Origin of the sequence: Bacillus sp. BS3(2021), from assembly GCF_021043345.1 — a bacterium.
Lineage (GTDB): Bacteria > Bacillota > Bacilli > Bacillales > Bacillaceae > Bacillus > Bacillus paralicheniformis.
The window spans coordinates 356340-371060 of the sequence record NZ_JAJNDM010000005.1 but is presented as its reverse complement, the minus strand read 5'-3'; the positions used below and the strand labels follow the sequence as shown (position 1 = coordinate 371060).

Genomic DNA, 14721 nt, shown 5'->3' with positions numbered 1-14721 from the left:
AGGGGAGATCTTTTTGGACATTTTATGGTTTATTCCTACTCATGGGGACGGACGTTATCTCGGCACAGACACGGGAGGCAGAGCGGCAGATCACACCTATTTTCAGCAGGTAGCGCAAGCGGCTGACCGGCTTGGGTATACAGGGGTTCTTTTGCCGACGGGAAGATCGTGCGAAGATCCGTGGATTACCGCCGCCGCTCTGGCGTCAGTCACGAAAAATCTGAAGTTTTTAGTCGCTGTAAGACCCGGTTTGATGCAGCCGTCGGTTGCGGCGCGGATGGCTTCCACATTCGACCGGCTTGCAGAGGGCAGACTCCTCATCAATGTGGTCGCCGGCGGTGATCCGTATGAATTAGCCGGCGACGGCCTGTTTATCAGCCATGATGAACGGTATGAAGCGACAAATGAGTTTCTCGACATATGGCGGTCGCTTTTAAAAGGCGAGACTGTCAGCTATTCGGGGAAACACTTGAAGACCGAAAACGGCCGCTTACTCTTTCCACCCGCCCAACACCCTCATCCGCCGATCTATTTTGGGGGCTCGTCAAAGGCCGGGCAGGAGACTGCCGCCAAACACGCGGATGTCTATTTAACATGGGGAGAGCCGCCCCATCTCGTTAAAGAAAAAATCCAATCTGTCAAAAGACAGGCTGAAAAAGAAGGGAGGAACGTCCGTTTTGGAATTAGACTGCACGTAATCGTCAGAGAAACGGAACAAGAGGCGTGGCAGGCGGCAAATAGACTGATCAGCCACTTGGATGATGAAACGATTGCCACAGCCCAAAACGCGATGAAACGGACGGATTCATCAGGGCAAAAGAGGATGGTTCAGCTTCATCAGGGAAACAGAACCAATCTTGAGATCAGCCCGAATCTTTGGGCGGGCATCGGACTGGTCAGAGGCGGAGCGGGGACAGCGCTCGTCGGTGATCCGGAAACGGTGGCCTGCCGGATAAAAGAATATGCTGATCTCGGCATCGAATCCTTTATCTTCTCAGGTTATCCTCATCTTGAAGAAGCGTACCATTTTGCCGAAAAGGTCTTTCCTCTCCTTCCGTTTCGCCCGAAACTTCAAAGAAAAGCGTCTGGCGAAGTCATCGGAAATGACCATTTTCCGACGAGGCAAAAGGAAAAAACGATTTAAATAAAAAAACTCCAGACATTCTGGAGTTTTTTATCTGTTTTTATAAAATGAAAACATATACGAAAGATGCTGAATAATGATCAGCACAAAGATGACGATGATCGGGAAATACGGGATCCTGGCTTGGAAAAACGGGTAAAAGATCAATAGAAGCGCTGCGACTGGCATCGCCACATACAGCACGATATAAGATGTTCTGCATGCTTTTGCGGTAATCATCTGTTCTCTTTCATCCTGTTCTTTAAATTCGTCAGGGACGAGCATAAAGCGCTGCTTGCGTGAACCGCTTTTTTTCTCCAAGTATGTGTAAATCGAAAGCACGAGCCCAAAGAGAAGGATGGGAATCAGGTTAAAAACAAAATGGAGCTCTGAAGCGTTTGTTTTCAAGCTTTTGGCGATTTGTTCCGATGTGTGAAAAAAGGTTATAAACGTCCAGCATGCGAGTCCGAACAGAAGGATGTGAAAGAAAGTCCGTGTGATCATATTCATTCGTGTTTGCCTCCCTCTAACCAAAATACGTCTTCCATTTTTAATTGAAATTCCTCGCAAATTTTCAAAGCCAAAAGAAGCGACGGGATGTAATTGCCTTTTTCAATGGCCGCAACTGTCTGCCTTGTAACTCCGATCGCGTTTGCAAGGGCTTCCTGTGAATACCCGTACCTTGCTCTCAATTCTCTAACCCTGTTGTTCATCCTACCACCTGCAATTCTTCGTTTATATAGTATATTTGACATATTGTTAAATGGGTTTGACATAATGTTAACTTGATTTTACAATGTAATCAATATCTTTTGATCTAGGATCGGCAGGTTATTAACTGTAACATTTAAATTTATACATAAAATTAACAGAAATGGAATAGAGAAAATAGAATTATCTCACTTTTTTAAAAAAGGGACTTTGAGGGTATTTTGGGGTTCGGATTTCAGGAGAAGGAGGGGCTTATTAGCTGGTTCTTTTTCCTTAACATCCTTGAAAGACACGAGATTTATAAAAAGAAAAAATGAGAGAGAAAGAAGGAGGAGAAATAAGACAAAAAGATTATAAAGACATCATAAAGTGGAAACGGGGCTTTCATCTTCTCTTCCAAGCCGAAAAGCGTGGGCCATTAGATTGAAAAACCGCGAGATCCTTAAATAAATAGTTGGAACGTAGTGTTTATGAAATAGGAAATTTCATAGATTTCAGTATGATTTTGGATATGTTACTCTTTGGTTACTTGATAGAAAGGAGGGGGAAAAATGACATACGCAGCACCTCAGGTTGACTATTCTGTCAATCCGTCGATCGAAGATCAGGCTTGGTTCTTGGTGTTTGTTGCAGTGCTTTTGGCACTTGGCGCAACTGTTGTTCTTGGCGCCGCTGTATGGTGTGTAGTTAACGGAAACGGCAGCTTCACAGGATCCGTCCAATGGGTCAGCGGTTTGAAAGTCAACATTGAATGTAGGAAATAGCCATACTTAAAGTATCTGTTCACAACAAGAGACATATTTGATGAGGCTTAACCGTCTGTGGGGGGCGGTTAAGTCTTCCTGACATTAATCATACCCTGGAGGCATTATGTTTATTATAGATAACCTATCTAAAACATATAAAAACAATGTGACTGCCGTTAGCGGGTTTCATATAAAGATTGAAAAAAACCAGATTGTCGCGATAGCGGGTCCGAACGGTTCAGGAAAGACGTCGATTATTAATTCCATTTTAGGAATCATTACGCCTAGTGAAGGAACCATTCTTTTGGATGACCTGCAGAACACGACGGCGGAATTCAAGCAAAAGCTGGCGTATGTTCCCGATGAACTGCTTTTGCCGGATGCCCTTTCAGCTGCCGAATATTTGGATTTTGTTTCTTCTATGTATAATTGTACATCAAATGAAAAGCGGAGACAATTAATTGAGCTTTTCGATATGAAAGAGGCTTTGCAGGAGCCGATTGAAACGTACTCACACGGAATGAAAAAAAAGACGCAGCTGATCGCTGCTTTTATGCTGGAGAGCGAATTTGTCATCATGGATGAGCCGTTTCGCGGGCTTGATATTGAAGCGGTCATCAATACGAAAAAGCTGATGAAGCGCTATGCGGCCACACAAGGATCGATACTGCTTGCGACTCATGACATGCTTTCTGCGGAAGAATTGTGCGATAAGATTGCGATTATTTCCAAAGGCGTCAAGATGGATGAAGGAAAAGTCAAAGAATTAAAGGTTAAATACAGCTGTAATTCGCTTGAAGAAGTGTTCTTGAAAGCTTCGATGCTGAGTGATAGGGGTGCGCATTTTGATCAAATCATTCGAAATTTCTAAAATGATGCTGAAAATGTGGCAGAAGGAAATGGGCAAGCTCTTAAATACCGGCACCAAAAAAATGATCGCCGCCCTTTTTTTAATTTTGGCGGTTGCGATGGGGAGCATCATTGGCTACAGCTTTACGGGGATGTTTTTAAGCGCTTTTCTGAATGGAGAAATTCGCTCACTCGGGTTGTTCGTGATTTCAATGTTCATGAACGTCTCGATTTTTACGTTTGTTTTCTTCATTTTATTTAAAGTAAGGACGCCTGAACAGAACAGCTTCTCCATGCAGCTGAGCTGGTTCCCGCTGACGGCTTTCGAGAGGAGTCTCGGATATTTTATTCCGTTTGCCGGCGCGGTTTCATTCCTTGTCCTGTTTATCATGTCTATTCTGCTGATTCCGAATTTTGTCGCCAGCGGTGTAGGCTTTTGGTTTGCTTTTACGTTTTTTGCCCTGCTTTTTGTGCAGATCATTTTTTTCTTTTCGCTTCTCAACCTTGTTTATAACCTGGTGTATATGGTGATCTTGAAATTCGGTTTTCCGCTGCAAAAATTTTTTTCAATGTTTGTTCTTGTCGTATTAGCTGTTATTTACGGATTCACCTCTTTTGATCTGGGGAAGATTCAGAACGCTTATTCAACCTTTGATTATAATCTGACGTATTTTGCAGCGCCGCTGTTTCTCGTGCTGAACGGTCAGCCGGCAGGCGCCGGAATCATACTGGTGGTGCTGATCTTGGCAGCCGCAGTAACTGCTTCGTTTATGTCGCTGAATGTTGTGCCGATCCTCACTGAAAAAAAATCATCCAAACTGTTTTCATTTATTAAAATCCCGTCGTCAAAACCGCTGTCTTTGGCGGTGAAAGAAATAAAATCACAGGCCAGAAATGAAGAAAATATTTTAAACTTCATTTTTTTACTTTTGGCTCTATGCTTTTTAAAATACAAATTTCAGTTCGGATTTACCGGGGAGAGCTATTTGGTGCTTGGAGGCGTGACGGGCATCATCGCCTTCAATTCATATGGGAATGATCTGCGGATGATGCAGGTGTACAAGGCGATGCACTTGAAAATAACAACGGTTTTGTGGTCAAAGTATCTCGGGCTGTGTGTGCTTGGCCTCATTCAACTCTGCTTGTTTTCCGTGTTGACGTGGACTTTTCCTGAGAGCTTTGCGGTCTTTGTAAAGACGATTGCCGTGCTATTAAACGCAATTGCGATGTTCTATTTAGCGGGCATTATTTTTCCGCTTGACCGCAACAACCCTTATATGGGGATCTTCTCTTTCGGAATGCTCCTCATCTTTATGATTCCGCTGTTTTTCATCGTGAATTATGCGGTCGATAAAGTCACGGGCGAAGCGCTGCTGTTTCTCATACCGTGTCTCGAATTACTGCTGATCCTGCTGTTATACGGAGGGTTTAAATGGAGGTACCATTATGATCATTAGGATGTTGAAAGCATTGGTCGGAATCAAAAAAATTCCCTATTTTCCAGAGCATGTGAAGCTGGATCGGAAGCATATTTCAGATCGTGATCTCGATGCGGATTTTCCCATCAACCCGACAGCCTATCAAATGCTGAAAGAAGTCGACGGAAAAAAAGACGAACTGGAGATAGCCGGGGATCTGGCCGGCGTCTTTCGCGTCAGTGAAGAGGTGTTGCTAAAGGATTTGCACCAATTGCTGACAGGGCTCAACCGCAACTATTTAATCAATTGGAAGTACGGTGAACGCCCGTCTTTCCTCGGTTTTCTCTATCAGTTTTTCGGCCAGTACCATATTCGCTACAAGGAAAGGTTTTCAAGCGATTCTGATTCATTTCTGTTTTTGTACATGAAATTTCTTCATGTGATTTCTAAGAAAATTATTGTTTTCTGGCTCGTCTTTTTGATGCTGTCGCTTTCGGCTTACATTTTCGTTCCGGACGGTTCAATCATCAGCATTGCCGCTTATTTTTCCGTCATCTATTTCGGGTTGATCACCGGCACAGCGCTTCATGAAGTGGTGCACGGCATCGCGCACCGGAAATTTGTCGGAAAAAACGGGCCTCAAGGGTTTTTAGCGGCTGATATGATGTCCGTCAAATTTATCAGGCCTGTCATATCGCCGTATGATAAAAAGTCGATTTGGATTACGGCGTTGGGGCCGCTTATACCAGGGGCGCTCGGAATAGCCGGCGTGCTGTTTACGATCTTTTTTCTTCAGGAAAACGCGGTCTCGGTCGGCATGCTTCTGTTCTTTTCCACTTATGCTCTGCATATGATGTATCTGCTTCCGTTTATGGGTGACGGAAAGTCGATTATGAAACAGCTGATGATCAGAGGAATTGGAGGTAAATCATCATGAATACAAACTCTTTAAAGCAGGGACTAATCTTTGCCAGTTTCTCAAGCTTTCTCGCATTTCCGATGCTTGCGGCTGCGCTTTTGTTTTATCATCTTTTTTCAAATCAAACGAGCAACGATATCCTGTTTAACAGTTTGTCGTTTGTCATGGAGAGCGAATCGGCTTTTTCATTCCAGGTGAAGCCCAACTTTTTCTTCATTATGATCGGGCTGTTTATCGGCATTTTTATTATAACGGCCGCGATTTCATCAATTTATCAGAAAAAAAAGGGTGAATCTTAAAAGAGCTTGCTACTTGAGGCAGGCTTTTTTTATTTGCATCGGAAGACGGGTTGTGATAAATTTAAATCGTAATCATTACGCTTTATTGAGAAGGAGGATACTCAGAGTGGCCAAGAAATCAAAAATTGCTAAAGAAAAAAAGCGCCAAAAGCTTGTTGAACAATATGCGGAACTCAGAAAAGAACTAAAAGAAAAAGGCGATTACAGAGCTTTGAGCAAGCTTCCGCGCGACTCGGCGCCATCAAGGCTGCATAACCGCTGCGAAGTGACCGGAAGGCCGAGAGGATATATGAGAAAGTTTAAAATGTCGCGGATCGCGTTCAGAGAGTTAGCATATAAAGGCCAGGTACCAGGTGTGAAGAAATCCAGCTGGTAATCTGTCAATGTCCGGAAAAAAGCTGCCGATGTTCATATCGGCGGCTTTTTTTCGACAAATTTTTAATATACCCTTGACGAAATTTTAATAAACGTGTAACATAATAAAAGTCAAAACGATGATGTTGTTTTTAGAGATCATATGCGGGTGTAGTTTAGTGGTAAAACCTCAGCCTTCCAAGCTGATGTCGTGGGTTCGATTCCCATCACCCGCTCCATACATACTGTTTATAACGCAGTGTTTCGTTTCTCAGATTAAACGAAGCATTGCGTTTTTTCATGTATGAAATCATCGTAAAAAACCTGCTCTCTTTAAGAACAGGTTTTTAAGGAAAGACGGTTGAGATATGTTCGCCGCCGTGAATTTGTTCGAACATTTTTGTTAAAGACTCGAGCAGGCGGCGGGATTCTTCTATAGATAATGAGGGCCTGAAAAAGACGAGCTGCAAGGCATCTTTTGTATCCGTTCCTGCATGATGAAGGCTGAGGTTTCCGGTGATCGTGCCGAATGCTCCAGCATCATCGGAGAACGTGATGATCTCGCCAGGACTTCAGGGTTCGATTTTGATCGGACCGTTTAATTTCCGGGCATCATATATATGAACCGGTATCAAATATTTGAGGGAGAAAAAACGGCTCAGATCAATCGCTGAATTTTCCGGCTCAACAAAGCGTTGTTCTTTGATATCTTTCAGCATCCGTTCGAGTCCGCTTTCCCGTCCTGAATAAGACGGGTTCAGCTCACGGAAGGCATCATGCCATTCTTTAACGGCCGATTCATCTTCGGGACTGCGATCGGCATAGTCAAAAAACAGCGATTCCTGAAAAAGGCGGAGCCGGCCTTTGAGCATTTGCGGGGAGCCGGTGATCTCAATATCTTGATATAACACAGCGCCAACCTTAAATGAAGGAATGCGGTTTAAAATAGCAGGCGCGATTTGCAAACGAAGTTCCAATTTAAATTCATCTCCCGTGTCATGGTACACTCTATTATACAGAGAGCGAAAACGAAAACAAAGAAAGGAGGCTCTGCACGATGGATGTGAAAAAACTGAAACAGGATGTCATCGAATTCGCACAGGAAATCGGCATCGATAAAATCCGGTTCGCCAGTGCAGATACTTTTGAAACATTAAAAGAACGATTGATTGAGAACCGGACCCTCGGCTATGAATCAGGCTTTGAAGAACCCGATCTTGAAAAGCGGACGAACCCGGATCTGCTTTTGCCGAAGGCGAAATCGATCATCGCCATCGCCCTTGCTTACCCTTCAAAAATGAAAGATGCGCCGAGAAGCAAGAAAGGCGAACGGAGGGGCATCTTTTGCAGAGCTTCCTGGGGAAAGGATTATCATCATGTTCTGCGGGAAAAGCTTGATCAGTTGGAAGAATTTTTGAAAGCGCAGCGCAGCGATGTCAGAACGAAATCGATGGTTGACACCGGTGAACTGTCGGACAGAGCTGTCGCAGAGCGCGCGGGCATCGGCTGGAGCGGAAAGAACTGCATGATCATTACGCCTGAATTCGGGTCTTACGTTTACTTGGCGGAAATGATTACGAATATTCCGTTCGAGCCTGATGAGAGAATCGAAGATCAATGCGGCTCATGCAACAAATGTATCGAGGCATGCCCGACCGGTGCGCTCGTCAACCCCGGGCAGCTCAACTCCCAGCGCTGCATCGCTTTTCAGACGCAGACAAAAGGTTTTCTGCCCGACGAGTTCCGTACGAAAATCGGGAATAGGATCTACGGCTGTGATACGTGCCAGATGGTATGCCCGAAAAATAAAGGGGTCGATTTTCATCTGCATCCTGAAATGGAGCCGGACCCTGAGATTGCCAAGCCGCTTTTAAAACCGCTTCTGACGATGTCGAATCGCGAATTTAAAGAAAAGTTCGGCCACGTGGCCGGCTCATGGAGAGGCAAAAAGCCGATTCAGAGAAATGCGATTATCGCACTTGCCCATTTTAAAGAAACGGACGCTCTCCCTGAACTGATTGAGCTGATGCACAAAGATCCGCGACCGGTCATCAGGGGAACCGCCGCATGGGCGGTCGGAAAGATCGGCGGAGCAGATGTGATGGGTGAATTGGAGCGCGCGCTCGCGCACGAGCAGGATGAAGAAGCAAAAGCTGAAATCCAAAAAGGCATCGCTCTTTTAAAAGAAACGAGTGCGACTAATTAAGGGCTGTCCTGACATATGTTTAATGATGAGAAATGAATTAACAAACATATGGTGGTGTAGCCCTTGAAACAGATCATCGAGCAGCTCCTGAAAGCCAGACTTCATTACTTAATCAACGGAAAAGATGAAACAAACTGGCGGGATGCCGGGGGTTTTGAAATCATTGAACGGAAGCGGAGGCTTTTTCAAAAACGCGGCGTGCAGATCGTGAAGGCCAATATAAAAGCAGCTGTAAAAGAGCACTGGCTTGATGAAGACGGCGCGTCGCATGTGAACTATCAAACCCATACCGCATACTTGTGCAAAGACGGGGATGATATGTATATGGAAGAACATATTGAAGACAGAAGCGCCATTTTGTATGATCAGATGGTCATCAAAGACTCCAAGGCCCCGCGTCCGGCCGCACAGTCTTATCCTGAGCCTGAAAGCGGCGATGATGAGATGCGCGAATTGCTGGGAAGGGCGTTCCGCTATGACCGGCTGGCCGCGGTGCGCTATGCGGAAACGTATTGGAATAAACGAAATCCCGCTTACAAAAACTTTGAAGACAATTGCACAAACTTTATTTCCCAGTGCATAAGGGCCGGAGATGCGCCGATGCGCGGCTATCCGAACAGAGGCAAAGGCTGGTGGATGCAAAACCATTCCTGGAGTTACAGCTGGACTGTCGCTCATTCGCTCAGAACCTTTTTGAAGCAGTCAAAAGCCGGCCTCCGAGCGGTTCAAAAGCGGGCCGCGAAAGAGCTGATCGAAGGCGATGTCATTTGCTATGATTTTAACGGAGACGGAAGATTTGACCACGTGGCTCTTGTGACGGCAAAGGATAAAAGCAATATGCCGCTGGTGAACGCGCAAACGCACGACTGCCGGATGAGGTACTGGTCTTACGAGGATTCGCCTGCTTATACTTCATCGATTCGATATGCGTTTTTTCATATATCAGATGATACGACAAAATCGTAATGAGTGGTATAATAAACAGCGGATCAGAAAAACAGAGGTGAATACTTTTGGCATTGCATGTCGTACTATATCAACCAGAAATTCCTGCAAACACAGGAAATATCGCACGGACTTGTGCAGCAACAGATACAACGCTTCATTTAATCAGACCGCTCGGCTTTTCAACCGACGATAAAATGCTCAAGCGGGCAGGTCTTGATTATTGGGAATTCGTCAATGTCGTCTACCACGACTCATTGGACGAATTGTTTAATGCCCATCCTGACGGCCGTTTTTTCTTCATTACAAAATTCGGTCAAAAACCGCACACTTCATTTGATTATTCAGATCAAAACGAAGATCACTTCTTTGTCTTCGGAAGAGAGACGAACGGCTTGCCGAAAGAGCTGATCGAACAAAACATGGATCGCTGTCTGCGCCTGCCGATGACAGAGCATGTCAGATCACTGAACTTATCAAATACTGCAGCAATCCTCGTGTACGAGGCGCTTCGCCAGCAGAATTACAGAGATTTGACTTAAGCTTTATCAGGAAAAGAGCCCTTTTTAACAGAGGGTTCTTTTTTTACTTTCTAATGTAACAGTGTTATGTTACAATGTGTGTAAAGGAGCTGAAACAGATGGTTCAGGATGATTTAATTTCAAAAAAAGAGCTGCTGGATTTGACTTCGATCTCATACGGGCAGCTCTATAGATGGAAACGGAAAAATTTAATACCGGAAGAGTGGTTTATCCGGAAATCGACGTTCACCGGACAAGAAACGTTTTTTCCGAAGGAAGACATTTTAAAAAGAATCGAAACCATTCAAAGCATGAAAGAAAATCTTTCCCTTGATGAAATGGCGGAAATGTTCTCGCCCGGTCTGACCGAACTAAACGCGAGCCGCGGGGAACTGCTTGAAAAAGGCATCGTTTCACAAGCGGTCATGACGTTTTTTGAAGAATGCACCGGAAAGCGCGATGATCCATTTCATCTGACAGAAGCGCTTGCGGCTTATGTGCTGGAAGGCCTGCTCCAATCCGGCGACATCAGCCTGGATGAAGGAAAAATGGTGCTGGATGTCATCATGTCGCACGAGGCGGAGAACAAAGGGAGGCTGATTGTGCTTCGGAAGCTCGGCATTGCAACATGTCTGATCACCGAGGGCAGCATCGTGTTGGAAAAAGGAGTCAAGGTCGCCGCTGACATCAATCTGGCAGCGAGCAGCGAAGAATTGAAAACAAAATTCATGTAAATGGAGGATCAAAAGATGGAGAATTTATTGATAAACGGATTTGGCAGTTCAGGCGGAGGCACGTATCAAACGGTTGAATTAAACGGCAAAGGAACGATTAACGGCGATATTGACTGCGAAAGGTTCAGCTGCAGCGGCACCGGGACTGTAAACGGAGACGTGAAAGCGGGTGAGCTGAGAATCAGCGGCCACGCCAAACTAAACGGCGCAATCGCAGCTTCCAAGGTCAGAATCGACGGTTCTGCAAAGGTGGATGGCGATGTTGAAGCAGTACAGCTTAAAGTCTTAGGCTATGCCGGCATTAGCGGACATGTGAAAGGCGACGAAGCAATCGTTCGCGGAAAAACGTCAATCGGCAAAGACTGCGAAGTGGAACATTTTACTGCGGAAGGCTATTTTACAATCGACGGGCTTTTAAACGCGGAACAAATTGAGATTAAGGTTCACGGCGGTGAAAGTAAAGTGAAAGAAATCGGGTGCCGGCGGATCGTCTGCACTGCACATCAATCGAAGCTGTTCTCGTTTTTAACGCCGCTTATTTCTCCTCCGAGACTGTCTGCCGAGCTGATTGAAGGGGATCAAATTGAACTCGCCAATACGGCCGCGAAAGTTGTCCGGGGCAATTCGGTTATCATCGGCGAAAATTGCGATATCGGCCTGATTGAGTATAAGGAAGATATCCGGGTGGCGGAAACGGCAAAAGTCGGAGAGAAGAGGAAAATATAGCGGAGGGATAGGACATGAAGAAACACGACTTGAAAATACACGGCTCCGGAAATGCCGGAGGCGGATCATTCCATCATGTTCTCATCAGAGGTGAAGGAACGATCACAGGAAACATTGAATGTGAAAAATTCAGTACACACGGCACAAGCGAATTGTCAGGCGATGCGACAATCAAAAGCTTTAGTGTACACGGGGAAACAGAGATCCGGGGGAGGCTGAAAGCTGACAAAGCCAGAGTGTACGGGACGGCGGATGTTTCTGAGGATGCCGACATCAGCGATGCAGCCGTAAAAGGCATTATCAATATCGGGGGTAATATGGCGGCTGAAACGTGCGATGTCAAAGGCGCACTGAACGTAAGAGGCGATTGTGAGGCAGAGGATTTTACACTGACGGGCAGCTTGGACGTAAAGGGTCTGCTGAACGCCGGCGCGATTGACATCGGCTTAAAGTTCGGAAACAGTTCGATTGGCGATATCGGCGGCACGCATATTAAGATTGTCAAAAAACGCGGGCTCTTGTTTAATAGAAACGGAGGTTTTCTCTCAGCAGGGACAATCGAAGGAGATGATATTTACCTGGAAAACACGGAGGCCCGCATGGTCAGGGGAAACCGCGTGCATATAGGGCCCGGATGCAAGATTGAGAAAGTTGAATACAAAAGCAGCTGCCGGGTATCTCCTAAGTCTGAAGTAAATGAAGATCAACAGGAATAAAACAGTGTTATGTTACGAAAAAAGGATGGCTTCAAAAGTGAGCCATCCTTTTTCCTTTGAATTTTATTTGCCGGGTTTGCTTTCGTATCCGGCAGTAAAAATGGATACGAGGAACGCGAGGATGACCCCCATCATGATCAACGTTCTCATTAAAATCCCTCCTCATCCTTATTCCCTTGTTGTCATCTGCACCGATGCCATCAGCCGTACCGCAGGAGCACTTGCGGACGGAACTTTTCTGCTCTTATTATGAATGGTTTGCTCCATCCTTGTCAATTCGAGGAAAGTACATTTCATTTTTTATATGAAAAGCATCTAAAGGGACATCTCCGCATAGATTGAATGTAACAGTGATTCACTTGGCACCTTGCATTTATCATCATATAGGAGGTTCTTATGGATATATTAAAAAAGATTGAACAGTATAGAGAGGAAGAGCAGCGTCTGAAATGGGAAGGAACCTTCGCTGAATATTTAGAAATCGTAAAGGAAAATCCGACTGTCGCGCAATCTGCTCATTCCCGCGTTTACAATATGATTAAAGACAGCGGCATTGAAGAGAAAGACGGGAAAAAAGTATACAGCTTCTTTGACAAAGAGCTGTTTGGTCTTGAAGAGCCTTTGGAACGCCTAGTTGAAGAATACTTTCATCCGGCCGCGAAGCGCCTTGATGTCAGAAAAAGAATCCTGCTTTTGATGGGGCCTGTCAGCGGGGGAAAGTCGACTTTGGTCACCATGCTGAAAAGGGGGCTTGAAGCATACTCTCTTACAGATGAAGGGGCTGTCTACGCCATTCAGGGCTGTCCAATGCACGAAGATCCGCTTCATCTAATTCCTCAGCATCTGCGGGACGATTTTTACAATGAATACGGCATTCGTATTCAAGGCAACCTGTCCCCTTTGAACATGATGAGGCTGGAACAGGAATACGGCGGAAGAATAGAAGACGTGAAGGTTGAAAGAATCTTTTTTTCAGAGGATAAACGGACGGGGATCGGCACGTTCAGTCCGTCGGACCCTAAATCGCAGGATATCGCTGATCTGACGGGAAGCATTGATTTTTCGACGATTGCCGAATACGGATCGGAATCCGATCCGCGCGCATACCGGTTCGACGGAGAATTAAACAAAGCGAACAGAGGAATGATGGAATTTCAGGAGATGCTGAAATGCGATGAAAAATTCCTCTGGCATCTTTTATCGCTTACACAGGAAGGGAATTTCAAGGCGGGCCGGTTCGCGCTCATCTCAGCGGATGAATTGATCGTAGCCCACACGAATGAAACCGAATACCGTTCATTTATATCCAATAAGAAAAACGAAGCGCTCCATTCGCGGATTATCGTCATGCCGATTCCATATAATTTAAAAGTATCAGAAGAAGAAAGAATTTATGAAAAAATGATCGCTGAAAGCGATGTGTCTGATGTTCATATTGCGCCGCACACGCTAAAAGTGGCTGCGATGTTTTCGATTTTGACGAGGCTGAAAGAGCCGAAGCGGTCAGACATTGATCTTGTCAAAAAAATGAGGCTGTATGACGGAGAGAGTGTTGAAGGCTACAATTCTGTCGATGTCGAGGATTTGAAAAAAGAATACACTGACGAAGGAATGAGCGGAATCGATCCGCGCTATGTCATCAACCGGATCTCGTCGACGATCATCCGCAAAAACATGGAATCGATCAATGCGCTTGATGTCCTCCGTTCTTTAAAAGAAGGGCTTAGCCAGCATCCATCGATTCCGGCAGAAGACCGCGAGCGTTATTTGAACTTTATTTCCGCCGCCAGAAAAGAATACGACGAAATGGCGAAGAAAGAAGTCCAAAAAGCGTTTGTGTACTCTTATGAGGAATCTGCGAAAACGCTGATGGACAATTATCTTGATAATGTGGAAGCGTACTGCAATAAAATTAAGCTTCGCGATCCGCTGACGGGAGAAGAAATGAATCCGGATGAAAAGCTAATGAGGTCAATAGAAGAACAAATCGGCATTTCCGAAAATGCGAAAAAGGCATTCCGCGAAGAAATTCTCATTCGCATTTCTGCCTATGCAAGAAAAGGGAAACGGTTTGACTATAATTCGCATGAGCGGCTCAGAGAAGCCATTCAGAAAAAGCTGTTCGCAGACTTGAAAGATGTCGTCAAAATCACGACATCGACAAAAACGCCGGACGAACAGCAGCTCAAGAAAATCAACGAGGTCGTCGCCCGTCTCATTGATGAGCACGGCTACAACTCGACTAGCGCAAACGAACTCTTAAAATATGTAGGAAGCTTATTAAACCGGTAACTTGAAGACCCGTCCGGAGAAGGGCGGGTCCTTTTGTCCCATTTTCAAAATTGTTTGTCAAAAGTTATTTGCACCTGCATAAGATAACAATAAACATTTTAGACTTGCATCCGCAGGGCTATAAACCGAAGCCATTTAAGGGGATTATCAATAAGGAGGGGA

Annotated in this window: 18 protein-coding genes and 1 tRNA gene; 16 read left to right on the top strand and 3 right to left on the bottom strand. The window is 45.2% G+C overall.

All coding sequences use genetic code 11. The annotated features are described in order from the left end of the window. Nucleotides 1-13 precede the first annotated feature (13 nt). Entirely contained in the window at nt 14-1144 is a 1131-nt protein-coding gene (gene ssuD, locus LQ247_RS13910; RefSeq protein ID WP_144498049.1) for an FMNH2-dependent alkanesulfonate monooxygenase, read from the top strand. A gap of 30 nt (nt 1145-1174) precedes the next feature. On the opposite strand, the gene LQ247_RS13905 is transcribed toward ssuD, so the two are convergent. Beyond that, the gene (locus LQ247_RS13905) at nt 1175-1633 is read right to left on the bottom strand and encodes a hypothetical protein (protein ID WP_020450659.1); all 459 of its coding nucleotides are present in this window, start codon (nt 1631-1633) and stop codon (nt 1175-1177) included. Continuing rightward, nucleotides 1630-1836 carry a helix-turn-helix transcriptional regulator gene (locus tag LQ247_RS13900; protein WP_020450660.1) on the bottom strand — a complete coding sequence of 69 codons (207 nt, stop codon included), beginning with the start codon at nt 1834-1836 and terminating at the stop codon, nt 1630-1632. The genes LQ247_RS13905 and LQ247_RS13900 overlap by 4 nt, the downstream gene beginning before the upstream one ends. Before the next feature lie 549 nt (nt 1837-2385). Between LQ247_RS13900 and LQ247_RS13895 the strand changes: the two genes are divergently transcribed. From LQ247_RS13895 to LQ247_RS13865, 7 genes are all read left to right on the top strand, one after another. Then, nucleotides 2386-2598 carry a hypothetical protein gene (locus LQ247_RS13895; protein ID WP_020450662.1) on the top strand — a complete coding sequence of 71 codons (213 nt, stop codon included), beginning with the start codon at nt 2386-2388 and terminating at the stop codon, nt 2596-2598. Between the two features lie 106 nt (nt 2599-2704). Next, nucleotides 2705-3451 carry an ABC transporter ATP-binding protein gene (locus LQ247_RS13890; protein ID WP_020450663.1) on the top strand — a complete coding sequence of 249 codons (747 nt, stop codon included), beginning with the start codon at nt 2705-2707 and terminating at the stop codon, nt 3449-3451. Then, nucleotides 3417-4886 carry a hypothetical protein gene (locus LQ247_RS13885; RefSeq protein WP_144498047.1) on the top strand — a complete coding sequence of 490 codons (1470 nt, stop codon included), beginning with the start codon at nt 3417-3419 and terminating at the stop codon, nt 4884-4886. The genes LQ247_RS13890 and LQ247_RS13885 overlap by 35 nt, the downstream gene beginning before the upstream one ends. Continuing rightward, a complete protein-coding gene (locus LQ247_RS13880; RefSeq protein ID WP_020450665.1) occupies nt 4876-5784 on the top strand; it encodes a PqqD family protein in 909 nt (302 codons plus the stop codon). Before LQ247_RS13885 ends, LQ247_RS13880 begins: the two co-directional genes overlap by 11 nt. Next, nucleotides 5781-6065, top strand: a complete 285-nt coding sequence (locus LQ247_RS13875; protein WP_011197680.1) for a hypothetical protein — start codon at nt 5781-5783, stop codon at nt 6063-6065. Before LQ247_RS13880 ends, LQ247_RS13875 begins: the two co-directional genes overlap by 4 nt. 106 nt (nt 6066-6171) lie before the next feature. Beyond that, nucleotides 6172-6441 carry a 30S ribosomal protein S14 gene (gene rpsN, locus LQ247_RS13870; RefSeq protein WP_023856470.1) on the top strand — a complete coding sequence of 90 codons (270 nt, stop codon included), beginning with the start codon at nt 6172-6174 and terminating at the stop codon, nt 6439-6441. A 143-nt stretch (nt 6442-6584) separates the two neighbouring features. Beyond that, nucleotides 6585-6658, top strand: a tRNA-Gly gene (locus tag LQ247_RS13865). Between the two features lie 333 nt (nt 6659-6991). Here the strand turns inward: LQ247_RS13865 and LQ247_RS22340 are convergent. After that, complete coding sequence (locus LQ247_RS22340) at nt 6992-7396, bottom strand: hypothetical protein (RefSeq protein WP_231006166.1); 405 nt, start codon at nt 7394-7396, stop codon at nt 6992-6994. 80 nt (nt 7397-7476) lie between these two features. Between LQ247_RS22340 and queG the strand changes: the two genes are divergently transcribed. The 8 genes from queG (at nt 7477) to prkA (ending at nt 14559) form a co-directional block, all read left to right on the top strand. After that, on the top strand, nt 7477-8625 hold the full coding sequence (gene queG / locus LQ247_RS13855; protein WP_025811864.1) for a tRNA epoxyqueuosine(34) reductase QueG: 1149 nt from the start codon (nt 7477-7479) through the stop codon (nt 8623-8625). A 63-nt stretch (nt 8626-8688) separates the two neighbouring features. Continuing rightward, nucleotides 8689-9591: an amidase domain-containing protein gene (locus tag LQ247_RS13850; RefSeq protein WP_035339151.1), complete on the top strand. Its 903-nt coding sequence runs from the start codon at nt 8689-8691 to the stop codon at nt 9589-9591. A gap of 47 nt (nt 9592-9638) precedes the next feature. Beyond that, a complete protein-coding gene (trmL, locus tag LQ247_RS13845) occupies nt 9639-10112 on the top strand; it encodes a tRNA (uridine(34)/cytosine(34)/5-carboxymethylaminomethyluridine(34)-2'-O)-methyltransferase TrmL (RefSeq protein WP_020450670.1) in 474 nt (157 codons plus the stop codon). A gap of 98 nt (nt 10113-10210) precedes the next feature. Further along, a complete protein-coding gene (locus tag LQ247_RS13840) occupies nt 10211-10825 on the top strand; it encodes a YhbD family protein (protein ID WP_025811862.1) in 615 nt (204 codons plus the stop codon). A 15-nt stretch (nt 10826-10840) separates the two neighbouring features. Then, nucleotides 10841-11551, top strand: a complete 711-nt coding sequence (locus LQ247_RS13835; protein ID WP_231006165.1) for a polymer-forming cytoskeletal protein — start codon at nt 10841-10843, stop codon at nt 11549-11551. Nucleotides 11552-11565: 14 nt separating this feature from the next. Beyond that, the gene (locus tag LQ247_RS13830; protein WP_020450673.1) at nt 11566-12267 is read left to right on the top strand and encodes a hypothetical protein; all 702 of its coding nucleotides are present in this window, start codon (nt 11566-11568) and stop codon (nt 12265-12267) included. 37 nt (nt 12268-12304) lie between these two features. Beyond that, nucleotides 12305-12520 (top strand): hypothetical protein, encoded by a 216-nt coding sequence (locus tag LQ247_RS13825; RefSeq protein ID WP_125897635.1) that lies wholly within the window; start codon nt 12305-12307, stop codon nt 12518-12520. A gap of 143 nt (nt 12521-12663) precedes the next feature. Further along, nucleotides 12664-14559: a PrkA family serine protein kinase gene (gene prkA, locus LQ247_RS13820; RefSeq protein WP_231006164.1), complete on the top strand. Its 1896-nt coding sequence runs from the start codon at nt 12664-12666 to the stop codon at nt 14557-14559. Nucleotides 14560-14721: the final 162 nt, after the last annotated feature.